We start from the raw sequence: 20,002 nt of genomic DNA on the forward strand, positions 1-20,002 counted from the left end.
GGTGGGCGGGCTTTGTTAGGTGGTGGGGTTCAGGTGTTGGGGGGTGAGGAGGGGATGGAGGGTTAGGCCGGCTTCGGTGAGGGGGGCGGGGGTGGTGGGGTTGCGGTTGATGACGCAGATGGCGGTGGTGATCGTGGCGCCCAGGGTGCGGAGTTCGTTGGTGGAGAGAACGATTTGGCCGCCGGTGGTGACGACGTCCTCGACGATCGTGACCCGGCGGCCCTTGGTCTCGGCGCCTTCGGCGAGCCGGCAGGTGCCGTACGTCTTCGCCTGCTTGCGGACGAACGCGCACGGCAGACCGGTGTGGCGGCCGAGGGCCGTGACGACCGGGATGCCACCCATCTCCAGACCGGCCAGAACCTCGGTGTCCTCCGGGACGAGCGGGATCATCGCGGCCGCGAGCTCGTCGAGCAGTACCGGGTCGGCCTCGAAGCGGTACTTGTCGAAGTACTCCGTCGTCGTCTGCCCGGACCGCAGGAGGAACTCCCCGGTCAGATGTGCGGTCGCATGTACCCGACGTCCCAGCTCAGCAAGATCCACGCCCGCACCCTATCCGGGCGCACTTACTCGTCGTCGGGGGCAGGCTCGATCTCGAAGTGGAGCTGCTTGCCGGCGCGGATGCGTTCGATCGCGGCCAGGCAGGCGTCCTCGCTGATCTGGACGCCGATCTCGCCGAGCTTGTGGCGCAGTACCCGGGCCGCGTCCTCGGGGGAACGGGCGCTCGACTCGTTGACCGCCTCGATCGTGGTGGCGGTGAGCCGCTCGCGGATGTCCGGATGTGCCTGGGCGATGTCATGTGTGATGCGGAACTCGGTCATGCGCGACTCGCTCCCTCTCGTTCACCGCTCATCCACCGCGGGTCGTCCGTGCGCCCAGCATAATGCGACCGCGACGGCTGCCGCGCTGTTTCACCACTAGCCTGCTGCAACCCGCCATCCGTCAAACAACCCGCCATCCGTCAAACAACCCGCCATCCGTCAAACGAAACCCACCATCCAGCTTGCGAGCGGTGGGCTAGGCGAGGACTCGGTCTGCGAAAGCGTGCAGGCGGGTGGTCAGGCGTTCGGCCCGGACTTCGGGGGTGGCGGTTTCGCCTTGGGGTACGTCGAGTTCTTTGAGGCCGCGGATGTAGAGCGAGCAGGCGAGGTCGGCGCAGATGTACGTGCCGACGGTGTTCCCCGCCCGGCCTGCGGAGCCGGCGCGCTTGGCTGCGAACAGGGCGACGTCGCTCACGTGGTGTGTGGTGTTGCACAGGTCGCAGAGGCCGGCGAAACGGCGTGCCTTGCCCGACGCCTGGGTAGTGACGGCGATGCCCGTGACCTCGGCGTCCCGACGTACGACGAGGTAGCCGCGGTTCGGCGCCTTCGGGTCGCGCCAGCCGAGGAAGTCGAGCGACTCCCAGGGGAGTTCGGCGAAGTTCTGTGGCAAGGTCAGCGCCTTGACCTGGCTCTTGGTCGAGTTGACGAACGAACGCCGGATGTCGTCGGCGCTGAGCGGTTCCACGGTGGTTCCTCCGATCCTTCGACCACCTATGAGAACTGCTCGGCGGGGCGTCCGCAACCCGTTAATTATGTTGCTCGGGGCAACAGATGGGGTCAGGAGTCGGCGTACGCGGTGGTGCGCCGGGCGTCGTGGTTGCGCAGATCGACGCCGAAGTCCACGAACGCCTTCAGTCGCAAGAGCAACGAAACAAGCACTCCCGAGTCAACCTCACCGTCGGCGGTGGTGGGGGAGGCGTCGGACGGACCGGCTGCGGCGGGCGCGATCGCGTCGGCCGGTGTGGTGAGGGTCAGGGTCAGGTCGGTGCCGCCGGTTGGGGTGGGGGCGAGCGCGTCGGCCGGTGTGGTGAGGGTCAGGGTCAGGTCGGTGCCGCCGGTTGGGGTGGGGGCGAGCGCGAAGGTGAGGGTTTGGCCGAAGTGGCGGAGTTGGTAGAGGCGGTCTTGGACGGCTTGTTCGATCGGGCTCTCGTCGGTGCGGCCATCGGCCAGTACGAACGAGATCACCCCACCGGATTCCGGTGCGGACTCGGCCCAGAACCGCTCTCGCCCGAGCACCGTACTGACCGCTCGGTAGACGTCGCTCGCCGCCGAAGCGCAGTTGACCATCCGCTGCACCGACCCACACCCCTCCCACCAAACACCGTCCCACCACACCTGTGGACCTTCCGGGTCCATTCTCCGATCCGATCGGGTCCATGGGCCGGACACGCCGGGTGGGGGGTGGACTTCTGAGCGTCAAGGGTGAAATCTGTACTGTGTAAAGTTCAACTAGTTAACTCTGGAGGAATCCTCGATGTCCAGCGAGTACGCCGCTCTGAGCGGTGACTACACCCTCGATGCCTCCCACACCCGGATCGGCTTCAGTGCCCGGCACGCGATGGTGACCAAGGTCCGTGGTGCGTTCGACGAGTTCGAGGGCTCGTTCCACATCGACGGCGAGAACCCGGAGAACTCCGCCGGCAAGGTGACGATCCAGGCGAAGAGCATCACCACCCGCAACAGCCAGCGCGACGACCACCTGCGCAGCAACGACTTCCTGGCGATGGACGAGCACCCGGAGATCGTTTTCGCGTCCACCGCAGTCAAGAAGACCGGCGACGCGGAGTTCACGGTGAGCGGTGACCTGACGATCCGCGGCGTGACGAAGCCGGTCGACGTCGAGTTCGAGTACACCGGTACGGCGACGGACCCGTTCGGTAACCAGCGGCTCGGACTGGAGGGCAAGGTCGTCATCAACCGCAAGGACTTCGGCGTCAGCTGGAACGCGGCGCTCGAGGGCGGCGGTGTGCTGGTCAGCGAGAAGGTCACGCTGGAGCTCGAGGTCTCGGCCATCAAGAACGCCTGATCCGCGCAAGCTCGGCAAGATCAAGCAGCCTGAAGAGGGACCTTGGGTATCTCCGAGGTCCCTCTCGCATGCGGCGGTCAGGGGTGGCGGGTGGTTTGGTTCAGGAGGGCCTCGACGGCTTCGTGGAGGTCGGTGTCGTGGTGGGGGCCGGACCAGACCACGATGCGGCCCTTGTCGCCGAGTTTGTCGGTGATCAGATCGCGCGCCGGGGCGGGATCGCCCTGGTTGACGAGCACGACCAGGCGCCGGCCGTCGCGCTGCAGGCGGTCGAGCAGTGGTGGCAGCGTGGAGCCGCGGAACACCCCGGGATCGCTCTTCACCTTGGTCTCGATCATCACGCCGCGGCCGCGTACGACCAGGAGGAAGTCCGCCCGGTCGCGGGTGAACTCGCGGTCGTGGTAGATCCGCGCCTTCGGCCACAGGCGTTGGAGCGCGGCGTCGACCTCGGCGTCGTACTGCGCGGCGAGCCGGCTGACGCGGGAGCTCGTACCGCGTGCGCGGAACGCTTCGGCCGCGCCACGGTGGCCGAGCCACGAAGGCAGCCAGTCACGAATGTGTGTGTCGATCATCGGTGGACCCCTCGACCTCGTCGGCACTCATCTCGGAGTCTGCCCGGGGTGACCGCGCGCAATCCGGTGACCACCCGATCGTGATCGACCCGCCACAAACCTGCGGGCATACCCGCCACAAACGGGCAGTCAGCAGGTGGTGGTCGGGGTCGTGGTGCCGCCGTCGACGATCCAGCGGGAGTCCTCGTTGACGACGCGCATCTGGTCGAGCCAGCGGGTCGGGGTGGTGTTCGGGAGGACGCCGCGCCCGCGGACGTTCACGGTACGCGCGGCGGTGGTGTCGTAGCAGGCGCTGACCAGGACGCCGTTCGAGGCGAGCATGCGCTTGGCCCAGACGACCTTGGTGAGGCCGGTGTTGTGCAGCTTCTTCGTCCGGAAGTACTTCGCCTGGGCGCTGATCGCCTGGTACATCTTCGGCGTCATCACCGGCTGCAGTTGTTCGGTCTTGCTGCCGCCGCTGCGCATCATCACGTCCAGCGCGACGCGGTACGTGTAGTAGGCGTTCAGTACGGGATCGTCGGAGCCGATCGGCTCGTCGGCGGTGACCGGCCGGGCGGCCTTGTGAGCGGCGGGCGCCGCAGCGGCCATCCCGGAGTCGGTGCCACAGCCCTGGAGCAGCAAAACCGGGAGCAGCGTCGCTGCCAACGCCTGGTTCCGCTTGCGCATCAGTACCTCCTGTTGGACGAAGACCCCCGTCCCCGTACGGCCGGCGCGATTCCGCGGCGCCAACCAGCACTGACCGTGTAACGCGGCGACACGCATCGTGGTCACTGTGAACTGGATCACAGTGCACCCCCTACCGGAGTACTGCATCCGGTTCGGCTCTCTGGCTGGAGGCGCCGGGGCTGTGCGGTTCCTAGCCTCGATCTCAGGACTTGAGACCCGAGGAGAGACGATGGCGCAGACGCTCACCAAGCCGGTGGCCGACGTATGCAAGCACGGGATCCAGTGGCGTTCGGTGGTGTACGACGCGCTCCTGCTGCCCGTCGGCGTACTGACGCTGGCCGACGCGATCGGCGACGAGCGCGAGACGGCGGCGCGCCGCTGGCGACGGCTGGGGGAGTACCGCGTGGGTAGCGGCTCGGTCGTGCAGCCGATGACCAACGCGCAGGTCTTCGGGTACGGCCTGTTGAGCGCGGTGCTCGGACTCGTCAGCCTGTTCTTACTGTTCCTGACTGTGCTCGCCGTCGTCCGCGGGCCGTTCTGGGGCTTCGTCGAGCACGGTCCGGTCCAGCCCGGTACTTGGGGCGGCCCGTCCCGCGCCGGCGCCTGGATCGCGCACGGGCTGATCGCTGTGCCGTGCATCGTGATGTTCCTGTTCGTACTGCGAGGTATCGCCGCGCTGCAGGCCCTACTGGTCCAGGGGACACACAAGTGGGTGCTTCCGGCAACCATCATGCTGGCGGCCGGTGCGCTGGCGTTCTTCTGGGCCTGGCTGCAGCAGGTGTGAGTAGGGTCCAAACTGTGCAGATGCCGAACGGGTGGCCGCGGGGCCGGTGGGCGTGGATCGCCGGCCTCGGCGTAGCCGCACTGTTGTTTCTGACGATCCTGGATCTCGGACAGCACTACGAGGTGCAGCTCGGGGCTGTACTGGCGCTGGCGATCGCGCGTGGGTTGGCGCTGAGCCTGTCGTGGCTGCGGCCCCGTACGGCGGTGATCGTCTCGCTCTTAGTCACAGCTGTCACGGCTGCGCTCACGACGCCGGTAAGCTCCAGCGAGCCCTGGCCGTGGGGTACGACGGCAGCGTTCGGGCATGCACTTGTACTGGCGATCGCAGGTGCTCGCGGACTGGGCCGGCGCGAACAGGTCGGCTGGTGGGTCGCTACGGAGGCATTGGGCGTCATAGCGATCCAGCTGTCGCCGGACCGCGGCGGCTGGGGTGGTCTGATGACCATGGCTGTCCTGTCGGCTGTCGCCGTGGTGGTCGGAGATCTCCTGCGTTCCCGCAGCGAGACGAGTCGGCGCCTCGTCGAGCAGGAGACGATCAGCAAGGCAGAGCGTGCTGAGCGGGAGCGGCTGCAGGAGCGGGCCCGGATCGCCCGCGAGCTGCATGATGTGGTGGCGCACCACCTGTCTGTGGTGGTCGTCCGCGCCGACAGCGCGCCGCACCGGCTGCCTGACGTACCGGATGCGGTGCGGGAGGAGTTCACTGGCATCGCGGACGAGGCACGTGCTTCGCTGACCGAGATGCGTCGGGTACTGCGGTTGCTGCGTGAGCCTGAGGAACGACCTGCTGAGCTGGGTCCGCAGCCCGGCCTAAAGGACGTGGCGGCGCTGGTGGAGAGCACCCGACGTGCTGGTGCCGACGTACGACTCGTGAGTGGCGACATCCCGATCCCACTGGATCCCGCGGTGGAGCTAACGGCGTACAGGGTGGTGCAGGAAGCTCTCAGCAATGCAGTACGGCATGCGCTGCATGCGACGGTGGAGGTGGCGGTACGTCGTACGTCGGCCGAGCTCGAGGTGACGGTGCAGAACGAGAAGCCGCCACGTCCTGTCGTACCGGCTCCAGGTAGTGGGCAGGGGTTGCGGGGGATGTACGAGCGGGTGGCGCTCGTGGACGGGACGGTCAGCGCCGGGCCGACCCCTGAAGGCGGTTATCTGGTGCAGGCAGTGATTCCGGTCGGAACGGAGGTGGTGGCGAGTGGCGATCACGGTGCTGGTGGTTGACGACCAGGAGATGGTGCGGGCCGGGTTCAGCGCATTGCTCGACGCACAGCCGGACCTGCAGGTGGTGGGTCAGGCCGGCGACGGGGAGCAGGCAGTCGAGCTGGCCGCGCAACTGGAGCCTGACGTCATCCTCATGGACGTACGGATGCCTGTGCTCGACGGTCTCGCCGCGACCAAGCGCATCCTCGCCAACTCGGCACCGGGTGAGCCCCCGCGGGTCGTGATGCTGACGACGTTCGACCTGGACGACTACGTGTACGCGGCGCTCCGGGCTGGTGCGAGCGGCTTCCTGCTGAAGCACTCGACCCCGGACGAGTTGGCTGCTGCTGTACGCGTCGTGGCTGCGGGGGATGCGCTGTTGGCCCCGTCCGTCACCCGTCGGCTCGTGGAGGACTTCGCACGGTCCCAGCCGGTCGTACCGACCACGCCGGCCCGTCTGACCCCGCGGGAGACCGACGTGCTGCGACTGCTTGCAAGGGGACTGTCCAACCGGCAGATCGCCGAGGAACTCGTGCTGGCCGAGCAGACCGTGAAGACCCACGTCAGCAACATCCTGACCAAGCTGGACCTCCGGGACCGCGCACAGGCCGTCGTCTACGCCTACGAGTCAGGCGCCGTAGTCCCCGGTCCGCGACACTGACGCGACAGGTCCCAGGCGTCTATAGGGTGACGTGGTGAACAAGGTGGTAGGACAGAAGCTGGCGGTCGGGCTGGCGTTCGGGAGCTCGGCGGCGGTCATGGTGCTGGAGCTGGTGTCGCTGCGGCTGGTGGCGCCGTACATCGGGCTGACGCTGGAGACCAACACCGCCGTCATCGGAGTCGCACTGGCGGCTATTGCGACCGGTGCTGCGCTCGGCGGCCGGTTCGCGGACGTGGTGCCGCCGCACCGGACCCTGGGCCCGCTGTTCCTCGTTGGTGGCGCGCTGGTGATGGTGATCCTCCCGGTGGTCCGCTGGACCGGGGAGGCACTCCGAGGCGACGCGAACAACCTGGTGTTCCTCGTACTCGCCATCACTCTGTTCGCACCGGCGTCCCTGCTGTCCGCTGTCACGCCGATGGTCACCAAGCTGCGGCTGGCAACCCTGGAGCAGACAGGTACGGTCGTCGGCCGGCTGTCCGCGTTCGCCACCGTTGGCGGCATCGTCGGCACTGTGCTGACCGGGTTCGTCTTCGTGGCGACTGTTCCGATCAGCACGATCGTCCTGACCCTCGGCGCGATCCTGGTCGTCGTCGGCGGTGTGCTGACCGTTCTGCTGCGAGGAGTACAGGCAGCGGTCAAACCGGTCGTTCTGGCGGTCGTCGGCGCCACGTTGACGCTGGTCGCACCACGGCCGTGTGAGGTCGAGACGGCGTACCACTGCGCGCGTGTGGTCGCGGACCCGAACCGCGACGGTGGCCGGACGCTGTACCTGGACCAGCTGCGGAACTCGTACGTCGACCTCAAGGACCCGACGTACTTGGAGTTCGAGTACATCAAGAGCTTCGCGGCCGCGATCAACGGCAGCCGGCCGGAGGGACAGCCGGTCAGCGCTCTGCACATCGGCGGCGGCGGTCTGACGATGACGCGCTACCTGACGGCGACTCGTCCGGGCAGCAAGCACCAGGTGTACGAGATCGACCCCGCGGTGGTGGACCTGGACAAGCGCGAGCTCGGCGTCCGGACCGGACCGGATCTGAGCCTGACCGTGAAGGACGGCCGGCTCGGCGTCCGCGACGAGGCGACGGAGAGCCGCGACGTCGTCCTGATGGATGCGTTCAGTGGAGTGTCCGTGCCGTGGCACCTCACGACGCGGGAGCTGGTCGCCGACGTACGACGGGTCCTGCGGCCGGACGGGATCTACGTGATCAACGTCATCGATCACGGGCCCGCGAAGTTCGCGAAGGCCGAGATCAGGACCGTGCAGGCCGAGTTCAAGTACGTCGCTCTGATCGCGCGTGCGGACGAATTCTCCGGCAAGAGCGGCGGCAACTTCGTCGTCGTGGCCTCTGATCGGCCCATCGACGTACCGGCGATCGCGGGCAAGCTGGGGCCGGCCATGCAGATCCGCGACCAGCTCTCCGGGTTCGTCGGCGATGCACCCGTACTGACCGACGACTACGCACCTGTGGACCAGCTGCTCACCCCGTACGGCAGCTGACGAACTTGTGGTTGCATGTGGTCATGCACCCACGCGCAGGCCAGCCAGCACAGCCCGAGGACCTCGTCGACGTCGACGCCATGCTGGCGGCGTACGGCGACATCACGCCGGACGTGGACAACCCGGCCCAGAAGGTCGTTTTCGGTACGTCGGGACACCGCGGCTCGAGCCTTGACGGCGCATTCAACGAGGCGCACATCCTCGCGATCACGCAGGCCATCTGTGAGTACCGCGCCGGTCAGGGGACGACTGGTCCGCTGCTGGTCGGGCGCGACAGCCACGGTCTCTCGGAGCCCGCGTGGCGCACTGTGCTCGAGGTGCTGGCCGGTAACGACGTGCAGACGCTCGCGGACAGTGGCGACCGCCTGACGCCGACGCCGGCCGTGTCGCACGCGATCCTGCGGCTCAACCGCGGTGCGGGCGCGGACGCCGACGGCATCGTGATCACGCCATCGCACAATCCGCCGCGGGACGGCGGCATCAAGTACAACCCGCCGCACGGCGGTCCGGCCGACTCCGACGCCACCAGCTGGATCGCGAACCGGGCCAACCAGTTGATCGCCGGCGACAACCGCGAGGTGCGCCGCAAGCCGTTCGAGCAGGCCCGGGAGAACGCCGGGGACTACGACTTCGTCGGGCACTACGTCGACGACCTACCGTCGGTGCTGAACCTGGCCGCGATCCGCGACGCCGGCGTGAAGATCGGCGCCGACCCGCTCGGTGGTGCGAGCGTGGACTACTGGGGAGCGATCGGCGAGCGGCACGGTCTCGACCTGACCGTGGTGAACCCGCGGGTCGACCCGGCCTGGTCGTTCATGACGCTGGACCACGACGGCAAGATCCGGATGGACTGTTCGTCGCCGTACGCGATGGCCTCGCTGGTCGCGCAGCGGGACAAGTACGACGTCGCGACCGGGAACGACGCGGACGCGGACCGGCACGGCATCGTCACGCCGGACGCCGGGCTGATGAACCCGAACCACTACCTGGCCGTCGCGATCTCGTACCTGTTCAGCAACCGTCAGTGGGGTCCGGACGTCGCGGTCGGCAAGACCCTCGTCTCGTCGTCGCTGATCGACCGCGTGGTCGCGGACCTCGGCCGCCGGCTGTGGGAGGTACCGGTCGGCTTCAAGTGGTTCGTGCCTGGTCTGGTCGACGGCTCTGTCGGCTTCGGTGGCGAGGAGTCCGCGGGTGCGAGCTTCCTGCGTTTCGACGGCACGGTGTGGACGACGGACAAGGACGGGATCCTGCTGGCGCTGCTGGCGAGTGAGATCACCGCGGTGACGGGGGAGACGCCGTCGAAGGCCCATGCCAAGCTGGTGGAGCGTTTCGGCGCCTCGGCGTACTCACGGGTCGATGCGCCGGCCACCCGTGACGAGAAGGCCAAGCTGTCTGCTCTGTCGGCGGATGCGGTCACGGCGACCGAGTTGGCCGGTGAGCCGATCGTCGACCGGCTGACGCGGGCACCGGGCAACGACGCCCCGATCGGTGGCCTGAAGGTCACCACCGAGTCGGCGTGGTTCGCTGCGCGCCCGTCGGGCACCGAGGATCTCTACAAGATCTACGGGGAGTCGTTCAAGGGCGCCGAGCACCTGGAGCAGGTCTTCGAACAGGCCCGCGACGTCGTGTCCGCAGCGCTCGCCTAACGCACGAACGAGTCCAGCAACCGTTCAAGGTCCGCAGCGGGATCCTCAGTGATCCCGCTGTGGATCGGCCCAGGATGTACGACGGTACTGCGGGGTGCAGCCAGCCATCGGAAGCGCTCGCTGATCGTGGTGCCCGCAGCCGGTCCGCCAACCGCTTCGCCCGCGCAGATGGCGCGCACCTGCTCGAGTGACGCGCAGACGACGTCCACGTCGACGTTGGGATCCAGGGCGCGCAGGCGATCCGGCTGCACGTCCCAGGCCGCACCCAGGTAGTCCAGTGCGCGGCAGTACAGTACGGCGCCGACGTTGATGAACTCACCGCGCTGGATGCGGGGCGCCGCGCGCAGGATGACGTAGTCGAACGGCTTCACCGGACACCTCCCGGCACCCACGCGGCGCGGTGTTCGAGCCGTGCTGTCAGGTGACCGAGGTAGCGTTCCCGGTCGCCGTCCTCGATCCATTGTGAAGGCACCAGCCCGATCACCTCTTCGAGCAACTCGGGAGTGATCGCGGCCGCCAGTTCGGCGTCGACCTTCGTGACGCCCGGCATCGCGACCGAGAAGACGTGATCGCCGGCGTCGTACGGCAATGAGGCGAACTTCTCCGCGGACATCCACGAGTGGTGGAAGTACAGCGCGGCGCCGTGGTCGATCAGCCACAGGTTCTTGTGCCAGACGAGCATGTTCGTGTTGCGCCACGAACGGTCCACGTTGGCGACGTACGCGTCCAGCCAGAGGATCCGGGCCATCGCGTCGTCCCCCGGGTTGCCGGCCGAACCGTCGTACCCGAACGAGCCCGGCAGGAAGTCGACCGCCAGGTTCAGCCCGGCGCTGCGGATCAGCAGCTCCTGGATCTCGAAGTCCGGCTCGGACCGGCCGATCGCCGGATCGAGCTCGATCAGCTTCAGCTCCGGCACCCGCAGCCCGAGCCGCCGGAACAGCTCGCCGACGATCACCTCGGCGACCAGCGCCTTCGGCCCCTGCCCGGCGCCGTGGAACTTGATCACGTACGTCCCGAGATCGTTGCCCTCGACAACACCAGGCAACGACCCACCCTCCCGCAACGGCAGCACGTACCGGGTCGCGGTCACCACAGGCAAACTCACGCCGCAGAGCCTAGCCGGTTGCTGCTGGGTACCGGGTAGGGGTGAAGCCTCCCTTGATCGGAGTGGAGGAGGAACTACTCCTCGTGTCCACCGACGGACATCCGCTCCCGCGTAACAAAGCCGTCCTCGAAGACCTCGGTGACGAACTGGATGTGGCGCTCGAACTGACCAGAGCCCAGGTGGAGATCAACACCCCGGTCTGTGCGACAGCGGACGAGTTGTCCGGCCACCTGAACGACATGCGCTCGGCCCTGGCCGCGGCTGCCGCGGAGGAAGGCGGCAGGCTGTTGGCGATCGCCGTGCCTCCGCACGGGCGGCCTGCTCAGCTGGTGACCCTGAAACCGCGCTATCAGGAGATGGCTGCGCGCTACGGACAGTTGGCACGGGAGCAGGGTGTGTGCGGCTGCCACGTGCACGTTGACGTACCGGACAAGGACGCCGCGCTCTCTGTCTGCAACCACCTGCGGCCGTGGCTGCCGGTGCTGCTCGCCCTCACCGCGAACTCACCCGTGTACCTGGACCAGGACACCGGCTTTGCGAGCTGGCGGTGGATCATGTGGTCGCGCTGGCCGTGCTCTGGTCCGCCCCCGTACTTGGAGTCCAGCGAGCACTACGACGCACTGGTCGCCATGCACCTCGCAGCGGGCACCTTGATGGACGAGCAGATGGTCTATTGGGACATACGCCCGTCAACGCACCTCCCGACAGTAGAGGTGCGCGTGAGCGACGTACCGCTCACAACGGACGAGACTGTGCTGCTTGCCACGCTGGCCCGGGCCTTGGTCATGACAGCTCTGGCTGACGGCGGCGGGGGACCACGGGTGGACTCCGAGGTGCTGCGAGCCGCGTACTGGCTGGCAGCTCGCGACGGAGTCACAGCGGGTGCTGTCGATGCGCGTACGGCAGAAGAGCTGTCGATGGCAGAGCTGCTCGAGCGGCTACAGCGGGAGGTCGCGCCCGCGCTGACGGAGTTGGACGCGGTCGACCTCGTGCGCGACGGCATCGAACGAGCTTTGCGCGACGGCAACGGCGCAGTACGCCAGCGCAGGGCGTTCCGTGAGGGCGCAGACTTCGTCGCTCTCACCCAGGTACAGCCGTAGCCGGCCTCTTGACGTGCGCAAGATGGGAACCTAGATTGTCACCAATCTTGCGCACAACAATGGAGGCAGTATGCGTGTCTCAGTGCTTGGCTACGGCGAAGCCGGACGTCGGCTGGCCGCAGATCTACTGGCCGCGGGCGCCGAGGTACGCGCCTTCGACATCCGGCGGGTGGACCTCGCCGCCGGGATCGCCGGCGCTCCGACGATTGCCTCGGCGGTCGAAGGAGCCGACCTGATCCTCAGCCTGACCACCGCCGCGGGCGCGGTCGACGTGGCGCAGGCCGCCGGACCGCACCTCGGCCCGGATGTCGTCTATGCCGACATGAACGCCTCGTCGCCCGAACGCAAACAAGAGGTCGGCGCGGCACTCGGGGCCGGCCTGTACGTCGACGTGGCCATCCTCGCCCCGGTGCAGCGCGCCGGGATCCGTACCCCGGTGATGGCCTGTGGTCCGGGCGCCGAGCGGTTCGCCGAGCTTCTCGGCCCGTTCGGCGCTTCGGTCGACCTCGTCGACGGCGATCCCGGGGTCGCGACAGCGCGGAAGCTGCTCCGCAGCATCTTCATGAAATCGCTCGCCACCGGTGTGCTCGAGGCGCTCACCGCCGGTCGTGCCGCCGGTTGTGAGGACTGGGTGCACGGCCAGATCGTCGCCGAGTTGGGTAGCGGTGGTCCGGCGCTCGTCGACCGGCTCATCTCCGGCACGTACCGGCATGCCCGCCGGCGGCGCCACGAGATGGAGGACGCGCGCGACTACGGACGCCGGCTCGGCACGCCGCACGAGATGACGCTGGCGTCCATCGCCTGGCTGTCCGCGATCGAACGCGGCGAACGTCACGCGACGGGCTGACGACGGTGACGACAGCGACGGCCGCGATCACCGATGTCAGAACAGAACTGCTCGTGGTCCCGGTGGAGCCGAGGCTGCGCGCGTACGGCTCGGACGTGGTCAACCTCGTCCGGGTACTCGTCCAGGATGCCGACGGCGCCTGCGGCACCGGCTTCACCTACACCCTCGGAGCCGGCGCCGGCGTCGTCTGCCGGATGATCGACGACCTGATCGGACCGGCGATCGTCGGCGGGCGGACCGATGAGTGGGACGAACGCCGATCAAAGATCGCGGCGAGCACGCGACGGCTCGGCCGGTCGGTGTTCACTCCGGCACTGTCGGCCGTGGACATCGCCGTCCGGGACCTGCGCGGACTTCAAACCAACCAGCCGCTGTACGCCTTACTCGGCGGCCGGGCGCGGGCGATGCCGATCTACGGTTCGGGCCGGGGGAGCAACGGCCTCGAACTCGACGAGCTCGTCGAGCAGACTCTCGGCTACCTGAACGACGGGTATCCCGCGGTCAAGGTACGAGCCGGCGCCCGATCGCCGGAAGCGGACCTCGAACGACTGCGTGCGGTCCGCGCCGCGGTCGGCGACGACGTGCCGTTGATGGTGGACTGCAACGAGCAGCTCACGCTCCCGGATGCGTTGTGGTTCGGTCGCAGGCTGACCGACCTCGGCTTCCGATGGCTCGAGGAGCCGCTGATCGCGGAGGACATCGAGGGCCATGCGGTGCTGGCGGCCCAGCTCGACGTTCCGATTGCCGTCGGCGAGCACCTGGTCGGCCGGTACGAGTTCGCGCACCACCTGCGGACGACGCCGATCGGTATCTACCAACCCGATGCCGCGCTCACGGGTGGGATCGGGGAGGCGATGCGGATCGCCGCGCTCGCCGAGGCTGCCAACCGGTCCATCAACTTCCACTCGCTGCCGGAGCTCCATGTCCACCTGGCCGCGGTGTGCCCGAATGCCTGCTATGTCGAGGATTTCGGCATCCTCAACGCCGTTCTCGGCGAGGTGCTGCGGCCGCACGAAGGCAGTGTCGTACCACCCGACCGCAGCGGTCACGGGATCGTCTGGGACGACGACGCGGTACGCCGCTTCACGCAGCCGTATTGACCGGCCGTCAGCTCTTGACAGGCCGAACCTTGTAACTAAGATTGTGCACAATCTGGTCAATATAAATGTTGACGATCTCGTCGGGATTGCCGCCGGCAAGCAGTTCGCTCAGGAGGTTCATCGTGTTCACACTGGACGCAGCCATCGACCTGCATGTGCATGCCGGTCCCGATGTGCTCGGCCGGGTCGGTGACGACATCGAGATCGCGACCGGTTGCCGCGACGCCGGGATGGCCGGGATGGCTGTGAAGGCGCATCTGGAGAGCACGTCGAGCCGCGCTTACCACACCAACAAGGCGGTTGCGGGCTTCCGCTACATCGGCGGGGTCTGCCTCAACTACCCGGTCGGCGGCATCAATCCGGCCGCTGTGGACGCGTGTCTGCGACTCGGGGGCCGCGTGGTCTGGATGCCGAGCGGCCACTCCCGATTCCACGCCGAGGTAACAGGTGCCCTGGGCAACTGGGGCTACTCGGACATGAACATCTACAACCCGGTCGAGGCGGCAGGTATCACCGTGCTCGACGACGCCGGCGCCCTCACTCCCGCCACCCGGGAGGTCGTCGCCCTGGTTCGTGACCACGATGCCCTGCTGGCGACGTCACACCTGTCGCCACAGGAGATCCTCGCGCTCGCCGCGCACTGCCGGCCGCTAGGGGTGAAGCTGATCGTCACCCACATCCGCTGGACCCCGCAGTACGACCTCGAGCTGGCGCGCCGGGCCAGCGAGCTCGGTGCCTTCATCGAGATCGCCGGCTCGACCGTCGGCGGGTACACGAACCGGTTCCCGATCGACGAGGTCGTTGCCACCATCAACGAATTCACCCCGGACCGGCTGGTCCTGGCCTCCGACGCCGGTGGCGTCCGGCATCCCCGGCCGCACGAGGCCCTGCGGGTGCTGGCCAGCAACCTGTCGGAGCGCGGTGTCGGCGACGCCGCCCTGAACACCATGTTGAAGGACAACCCCGCCCGCCTGATCGCGGGCTGATCCGGAGCACGCTGCACTCCTCGAAAGGACAGCGCTCATGTCGTACCTTCGTAATCTTCCGCGCAGCCGTCTGCGCGTCGCGGCGATCCTCGTCGCCGGCCTGCTCGCGGTGACCGCCTGCTCGCCGGGTGCGAAGGACCAGCAGACCAGTGCCTCCGGTCTGCGTACGGTCAACCTGATCAACACCAAGTACGCCGCCGAACTGCTGCCGGTGACGGCAGGACTCTCGCGCGGCATCTTCAAGGCCCACGGCATCGATCTCAAGGTGACCAAGGCCAAGTCGAGCGACGTCGCCACCTCCGCCCTGGTCTCCGGCCGGCAGGACCTCGCGTTGCTGCAGCAGGCCTACGTCGTCTCGGCCTCGGCCTCGGGAGCGCCGTTGGTGATGGTCGGCAACGTTCTCGACCAGCTCGACTACCACATCATCACGAGCAAGGACGTCACCAGCCTGGATCAGCTGGCCGGCAAGAAGTTCGGCGGCCCGGGACCCAACAACGGCAACACCGCGGTGATGCGGTACGTGATGGACAAGGCGGGCGTCGGCCAGGACAAGCTGCAGTACGTCACGGTGGGCGTCCAGGCCGGCATCCTGGCGGCGATCCAGGCCGGGCAGGTACAGGTCGGTCTCCTTGTCGCACCGTTCGACCTGCAGGCCAGGAAGGCCGGGTTGCACGACCTCGGCACGGTGCAGAAGTACCTTCCGGGTGCTTCCGCGGCGGTGATCGCCGGTGTGCAGAAGACGATGGCGAAGAAGCCCGATCTGGTTCGCGACTTCCTCGCGGCCCTGGTGGAGAGCACCCGGTGGGTCGCTGCGAACCCTGATGCCGCGATCAAGCTGCTGGCCGAGTCCGAGAAGATGCCGGCCGCGGACGCCAAGGCGTCGTACGACGAGGTCGCCGCGATCTACGCCAAGGACGGCACGATGGACTCCGCGGCGCTACAGACCTGGATCGACGTCGCGGTCAAGTACGGCGTGATGAAGAAGCCGGTGAAACCCGCGGACATCTACACCGCCGAGTACCTGAAGCCGTCGTCATGACCGCCGGACCCGCCGGCCGGCGCGATGATGCCGTCGGCAACGACTCCCCACTCGTCGAGGTCGAGCGTGTCTCGTTCGCGTACCAGGACGCTGCGATCCTGGAGGACATCAGCTGCACCGTCGGCGAGGGCGAGTTCGTCAGCGTGATCGGAGCGAGCGGCTGCGGGAAGAGCACACTGCTCCAGATCCTCGACGGCGCGCTGCGCCCGGACAGCGGCCAGGTGCGGGTCGCCGGCCGTCCGGTGGCGACGAACCGCTCGGACCGCGCGATGGTGTTCCAGAGCTTCGCGCTGCTGCCGTGGAAGACCGTGCTGGACAACGTACGGCTCGGTCTCGACTACCGGCGGCGCGACCTGAGCAGGCGGGAGCGCAACGAGCTCGCCGCCGAGTATCTGGATCGGGTCGGACTCATCAGGGCCGCCAAGTTCTACCCGTACCAGCTGTCCGGCGGCATGCAACAGCGCGTCGGCCTGGCGCGCGCGTTCGCCGTCCGGCCGAGGCTGCTGCTCATGGACGAACCGTTCGGGGCGCTCGACGCGCAGAACGCCGAGCTGCTCCGCGAGGAGGTCCGCGCCCTGGTCGCGCTCGAGCAGCGCAGCGTCGTACTCGTGACCCACAACCTGGACGAGGCGTTGGAGCTGTCCGATCGCATTCTCCTGCTCCGCGCTGCCCCCGGCCGGGTCGAGGAAGAGATTCCGGTCCGCGAACTGCGTGCCGACACCGCCGGCTGGCGGCAGTCGTACGACGAGCACCGGGAGCGCCTCTGGTCGTTCCTCAAGGGCGAGGTGGCCGCGGCGCAGGGCCGGGATCTGGAGGACGTGTCATGAGCGGCCGGTCGCGCCGGCACTGGGTCGCCCGGAACCAGCAGAGGCTGTTGCCGCTGGCAACGGTGGTGGTGATCCTGGCGCTCTGGGAGATCCTCGGCCGGGTCGCGCACTGGAACCCGTTGTTCTTCAGCTATCCCTCGCAGATCTGGTCCGGGTTCGTGGAGCTGGCCGGCGGGCCGCTGTGGAGCGACCTGCGGGTCAGCGGCAGCGAGTTCGTCCTCGGGATGGTGCTGTCGGTCCTGATCGCGGTCCCGGCCGGGCTCGTACTGGGCAGCAGCCGGCATCTGTACTGGGCGTTCGACCCGATCGTCGGCGCGCTGTACTCGACGCCGGTGCTGGTGCTCGCCCCGCTGCTGGTGATCTGGTTCGGACTCGGGATCGCCTCGAAGGTCGCGATCGTGGTGATCCTGTCCACCTTCCCGATCATGATCAACCTGACCGAAGGCGTCCGCGGTACCGACCGGGTGCTGCTGCGCGCGGCCAGATCGTTCGGCGCCACCCGCCGGCACCTGTACCGCGACGTCGTGCTGCCGTCGGTGACGCCGTTCTTCATCACCGGACTGCGGCTGGCGGTCGGGCGGGCCATGATCGGCGTCATCGTCGGCGAGTACATCGCCTCGACGCAAGGCATCGGCTTCCAGATCAACGCCGACGCCGAGCTGTTCGCGACCGCGCGCTACCTGGCCGGCGTGATGGTGATCGTGGTGTTCTCCGTCGCCGTCATGGAACTGCTGAAGCTGCTCGAGAAGCGGATGGCGCCCTGGCGCCACCAGTTGCTCGCCCGGGAGTGACGCCCGGTGTCCTTACCACTATCCAACCAATTCACTGTTACCTGGAGATCCTGATGAGCGAGCACCCCCGTCCCAGCGACGCCGATCGCGAATTCGTTGCCGGAGCCTACGACCTGCACGTCCACGTCGCGCCGGACGTCGTACCGCGTTCGGTCGACGACCTGACGCTGGCCCGCCGGTTCGCGGAGGTCGGCCTGGCAGGCTTCGTCCTCAAGTCGCACTACGTGCCGACGACGGAACGCGCTGCTGTGGTCCGGGCCGCCGTTCCCGGTGTGGACGCGCTCGGCGCGCTGGCCCTGAACGTCGCGTCCGGCGGCATGAACCCGACCGCCGTCGAGATCGCTGCGCGCGGCGGCGCGCGGCTGGTGTGGTTCCCCACCGTCGACAGTGTGAACCAGCGCGAGACCAAGGCCAAGGAGCCGGAAGGCGCGACGCCGCCGATGTGGGCGGCTCTGCAGGCCGAGCTGCGGGCCCAGGGCATCGATCCGCCGCCGGTACGCGTGGTGGACGAGACGGGTGCGGTCGGTGACGACGTACTCGCAGTACTCACCCTGATGGCCAAGCATGATCTTGTCCTTGCCACCGGCCACTTGGCCGCGGCGGAGATCCTCGCGGTCGTCCGCGCGGCCGCCGAGACCGGCGTCCGGCGGATCATCGTGACGCACCCCGAGTTCACGTCGCAGCGGCTGACCGTCGACCAGCAGCTGGAGCTGGTCGACCTGGGTGCTTACCTGGAACGTTGCTTCACCACCCCGTACACAGGCAAGGTGGAGTGGGAGGTGATGGTCGAGAACATCCGGCGTACCGGTCCGGCCCACTCTTTCCTGTCCAGTGACCTCGGCCAGCCGGTGAACCCACCGGTCGAGGACGGACTGCCGCTGATGGCCCGGGACCTGCTCGCGGCAGGATTCAGCGAGGAGGACGTTCGCACCATGGTGGTCGACAACACCCGGTTCCTGGCTGCGCAACCGGTCCTGGCAGGTGCCCGGTGAGCGCCCGCCGGATGCTCGTGGTCGGTGCGCACAGCGCGGACTTCGTCTGGCGCGCGGCCGGCGCGGTGGCCCGGCACGTCCAGAGCGGCGGTCAGGCACGGGTCGTCGCATTGTCGTACGGCGAACGCGGCGAGTCCGGTGAGCTGTGGAAGGAGCCAGGGCAGACCGAGGAGAACGTCAAGCGGATCAGGCACGCGGAGGCATCGCAGGCAGCGGACGCGGTCGGCGCGGAGTTCGAATGCTTCGATCTCGGCGACTATCCGCTGGTCGTGGACGACGCGGCCGTGGAGCGGCTGGTCGAGCTGCTCCGGGACTTCGCTCCGCAGGTCGTACTGACCCACCCGCCGGTCGACCCGTTCAACCCCGACCACCCACTCGCCTTCGAGGCTGTCCGCCGGGCGCGGCTGCTGAGCTCGGGAGCCGTTGTGGCCAGCGGTTTCCGGACCGCGCCGCCGTCGGAGTTCCTGGTGTTCGAGCCGCATCAGCCGGATCTGTGCGGATTCGTCCCGAGCGTCTTCGTCGACATCACCCCGGTGATGACCGCCAAGGTCGAGGCCATGCAGGCGATGCAGGCGCAGAAGTACTTGCAGACGTACTACGCCGAGCGGGCCGACCATCGCGGCAACCATGCGCGCAAGGTGACCGGGGACAGCTCGATCCGCCAGGCCGAGGCCTTCCAGCGGATCATCCCGAATGTGGTGACGGCGCTGTGAGCGGCGTACCGCAGGAGACCGTGAGCACGCTGCGCGAGCTTGGAGTTTCGACGGTGTACGAGGCGTCCGGCCGTAACGGACTGGTCGAGGCCGACTACCACCAGTTGGTGGCCGGATCGCGCGCTGCCGGTCCCGCGCGGATCGCGCGCTGCGGCCAGGACGACAACCGCGCGGTCCACGAGGTGATGGACCGGTTGCAGCCGGGCGAGGTCCTGGTGCTGACGATGCCGGAGCCCGCACCGGTCGCCCTGGTCGGCGAGTTGCTGCTGACCCAGGCAGCCGCGCGCGGTGCGGCGGCGGTCCTCGTCGACGGCGCCGCTCGCGACATCGAGGTACTGCGGGAGTTCGAAGTGCCGGTGTGGACGCGCTGGATCCGGGCCCACGGCGCCACCAAGACCGAGCGCGGTGAGCTCGACGTGGCGGTCGAGGTCGGCGGCACCAGGATCTGCCCGGGTGATCTCGTCGTCCTGGACGCGGACGGCGTGGTCGTCGTCCGGCCGGACGACGCGGAGACCGTCCTCGAGGCGTCGAGGGCGCGTTTCACCAAGGAAGAAGCGATGCGAACCCGGCTGCAGGCCGGGGAGCTGAGCTACGACATTCACGGCCTGCGCCGTGAGGACACGAAGGCGAGCTGA

Annotated in this window: 24 protein-coding genes; 16 read left to right on the forward strand and 8 right to left on the reverse strand. The window is 68.2% G+C overall.

The genetic code is table 11. The features are described from left to right. Positions 1-15: 15 nt before the first annotated feature. From ACGFI6_RS37375 to ACGFI6_RS37390, 4 genes are all read right to left on the reverse strand, one after another. The gene (locus ACGFI6_RS37375; protein WP_393127260.1) at positions 16-540 is read right to left on the reverse strand and encodes an orotate phosphoribosyltransferase; all 525 of its coding nucleotides are present in this window, start codon (positions 538-540) and stop codon (positions 16-18) included. Between the two features lie 23 nt (positions 541-563). Further along, positions 564-818: a hypothetical protein gene (locus ACGFI6_RS37380; protein ID WP_393127262.1), complete on the reverse strand. Its 255-nt coding sequence runs from the start codon at positions 816-818 to the stop codon at positions 564-566. 196 nt (positions 819-1,014) lie between these two features. Then, positions 1,015-1,503 (reverse strand): FBP domain-containing protein, encoded by a 489-nt coding sequence (locus tag ACGFI6_RS37385; protein WP_393127264.1) that lies wholly within the window; start codon positions 1,501-1,503, stop codon positions 1,015-1,017. Between the two features lie 92 nt (positions 1,504-1,595). Next, positions 1,596-2,114 (reverse strand): hypothetical protein, encoded by a 519-nt coding sequence (locus ACGFI6_RS37390; RefSeq protein WP_393127266.1) that lies wholly within the window; start codon positions 2,112-2,114, stop codon positions 1,596-1,598. 178 nt (positions 2,115-2,292) lie between these two features. Here ACGFI6_RS37390 and ACGFI6_RS37395 point away from each other — a divergent pair, with 178 nt between their 5' ends. Next, the gene (locus ACGFI6_RS37395; RefSeq protein WP_393127268.1) at positions 2,293-2,844 is read left to right on the forward strand and encodes a YceI family protein; all 552 of its coding nucleotides are present in this window, start codon (positions 2,293-2,295) and stop codon (positions 2,842-2,844) included. Positions 2,845-2,921: 77 nt separating this feature from the next. Here the strand turns inward: ACGFI6_RS37395 and ACGFI6_RS37400 are convergent, their stop codons facing one another. Together ACGFI6_RS37400 and ACGFI6_RS37405 are read right to left on the reverse strand one after the other, a co-directional pair. Then, entirely contained in the window at positions 2,922-3,413 is a 492-nt protein-coding gene (locus ACGFI6_RS37400) for a hypothetical protein (RefSeq protein WP_393127270.1), read from the reverse strand. A 129-nt stretch (positions 3,414-3,542) separates the two neighbouring features. Then, complete coding sequence (locus ACGFI6_RS37405; protein WP_393127272.1) at positions 3,543-4,079, reverse strand: hypothetical protein; 537 nt, start codon at positions 4,077-4,079, stop codon at positions 3,543-3,545. A gap of 229 nt (positions 4,080-4,308) precedes the next feature. Between ACGFI6_RS37405 and ACGFI6_RS37410 the strand changes: the two genes are divergently transcribed. The 5 genes from ACGFI6_RS37410 to pgm are packed head-to-tail and all read left to right on the forward strand — an operon-like array spanning position 4,309 to position 9,867. Continuing rightward, on the forward strand, positions 4,309-4,863 hold the full coding sequence (locus tag ACGFI6_RS37410; RefSeq protein ID WP_393127274.1) for a hypothetical protein: 555 nt from the start codon (positions 4,309-4,311) through the stop codon (positions 4,861-4,863). 20 nt (positions 4,864-4,883) lie between these two features. Beyond that, complete coding sequence (locus ACGFI6_RS37415; protein WP_393127276.1) at positions 4,884-6,083, forward strand: sensor histidine kinase; 1,200 nt, start codon at positions 4,884-4,886, stop codon at positions 6,081-6,083. After that, complete coding sequence (locus ACGFI6_RS37420; RefSeq protein ID WP_393127278.1) at positions 6,058-6,723, forward strand: response regulator; 666 nt, start codon at positions 6,058-6,060, stop codon at positions 6,721-6,723. The genes ACGFI6_RS37415 and ACGFI6_RS37420 overlap by 26 nt, the downstream gene beginning before the upstream one ends. A 34-nt stretch (positions 6,724-6,757) precedes the next feature. Then, positions 6,758-8,221 (forward strand): fused MFS/spermidine synthase, encoded by a 1,464-nt coding sequence (locus tag ACGFI6_RS37425; RefSeq protein WP_393127280.1) that lies wholly within the window; start codon positions 6,758-6,760, stop codon positions 8,219-8,221. A 23-nt stretch (positions 8,222-8,244) separates the two neighbouring features. Beyond that, positions 8,245-9,867: a phosphoglucomutase (alpha-D-glucose-1,6-bisphosphate-dependent) gene (gene pgm / locus ACGFI6_RS37430; protein WP_393127282.1), complete on the forward strand. Its 1,623-nt coding sequence runs from the start codon at positions 8,245-8,247 to the stop codon at positions 9,865-9,867. Here the strand turns inward: pgm and ACGFI6_RS37435 are convergent. Beyond that, entirely contained in the window at positions 9,864-10,238 is a 375-nt protein-coding gene (locus tag ACGFI6_RS37435; protein ID WP_393127284.1) for a DUF3037 domain-containing protein, read from the reverse strand. The two genes, pgm and ACGFI6_RS37435, sit on opposite strands and share 4 nt — an antisense overlap. After that, positions 10,235-10,972 carry a HipA family kinase gene (locus tag ACGFI6_RS37440; protein WP_393127285.1) on the reverse strand — a complete coding sequence of 246 codons (738 nt, stop codon included), beginning with the start codon at positions 10,970-10,972 and terminating at the stop codon, positions 10,235-10,237. The genes ACGFI6_RS37435 and ACGFI6_RS37440 overlap by 4 nt, the downstream gene beginning before the upstream one ends. Before the next feature lie 41 nt (positions 10,973-11,013). Between ACGFI6_RS37440 and ACGFI6_RS37445 the strand changes: the two genes are divergently transcribed. From ACGFI6_RS37445 to ACGFI6_RS37490, 10 genes are all read left to right on the forward strand, one after another. Next, positions 11,014-12,072 carry a glutamate--cysteine ligase gene (locus ACGFI6_RS37445; protein ID WP_393127287.1) on the forward strand — a complete coding sequence of 353 codons (1,059 nt, stop codon included), beginning with the start codon at positions 11,014-11,016 and terminating at the stop codon, positions 12,070-12,072. A 70-nt stretch (positions 12,073-12,142) separates the two neighbouring features. Beyond that, positions 12,143-12,919 carry a DUF1932 domain-containing protein gene (locus ACGFI6_RS37450; protein ID WP_393127288.1) on the forward strand — a complete coding sequence of 259 codons (777 nt, stop codon included), beginning with the start codon at positions 12,143-12,145 and terminating at the stop codon, positions 12,917-12,919. 5 nt (positions 12,920-12,924) lie between these two features. After that, positions 12,925-14,019, forward strand: coding sequence for a mandelate racemase/muconate lactonizing enzyme family protein (locus ACGFI6_RS37455; RefSeq protein WP_393127290.1), 1,095 nt, complete (start codon positions 12,925-12,927; stop codon positions 14,017-14,019). 122 nt (positions 14,020-14,141) lie between these two features. Beyond that, positions 14,142-15,005 (forward strand): DUF6282 family protein, encoded by an 864-nt coding sequence (locus ACGFI6_RS37460; protein WP_393127291.1) that lies wholly within the window; start codon positions 14,142-14,144, stop codon positions 15,003-15,005. 37 nt (positions 15,006-15,042) lie between these two features. Continuing rightward, the gene (locus ACGFI6_RS37465) at positions 15,043-16,044 is read left to right on the forward strand and encodes an ABC transporter substrate-binding protein (RefSeq protein WP_393127293.1); all 1,002 of its coding nucleotides are present in this window, start codon (positions 15,043-15,045) and stop codon (positions 16,042-16,044) included. After that, positions 16,041-16,871 carry an ABC transporter ATP-binding protein gene (locus tag ACGFI6_RS37470; protein ID WP_393127295.1) on the forward strand — a complete coding sequence of 277 codons (831 nt, stop codon included), beginning with the start codon at positions 16,041-16,043 and terminating at the stop codon, positions 16,869-16,871. Before ACGFI6_RS37465 ends, ACGFI6_RS37470 begins: the two co-directional genes overlap by 4 nt. Next, positions 16,868-17,662 (forward strand): ABC transporter permease, encoded by a 795-nt coding sequence (locus ACGFI6_RS37475; RefSeq protein ID WP_393127297.1) that lies wholly within the window; start codon positions 16,868-16,870, stop codon positions 17,660-17,662. The genes ACGFI6_RS37470 and ACGFI6_RS37475 overlap by 4 nt, the downstream gene beginning before the upstream one ends. 53 nt (positions 17,663-17,715) lie before the next feature. Next, on the forward strand, positions 17,716-18,654 hold the full coding sequence (locus tag ACGFI6_RS37480; protein WP_393127299.1) for a DUF6282 family protein: 939 nt from the start codon (positions 17,716-17,718) through the stop codon (positions 18,652-18,654). Beyond that, on the forward strand, positions 18,651-19,367 hold the full coding sequence (locus tag ACGFI6_RS37485; protein ID WP_393127301.1) for a PIG-L deacetylase family protein: 717 nt from the start codon (positions 18,651-18,653) through the stop codon (positions 19,365-19,367). The genes ACGFI6_RS37480 and ACGFI6_RS37485 overlap by 4 nt, the downstream gene beginning before the upstream one ends. Further along, positions 19,364-20,002, forward strand: a complete 639-nt coding sequence (locus ACGFI6_RS37490; protein ID WP_393127303.1) for an RraA family protein — start codon at positions 19,364-19,366, stop codon at positions 20,000-20,002. The genes ACGFI6_RS37485 and ACGFI6_RS37490 overlap by 4 nt, the downstream gene beginning before the upstream one ends.

Source organism: Kribbella sp. NPDC048928 (assembly GCF_043197975.1).
In the GTDB taxonomy this organism is placed as follows: Bacteria; Actinomycetota; Actinomycetes; order Propionibacteriales; family Kribbellaceae; genus Kribbella.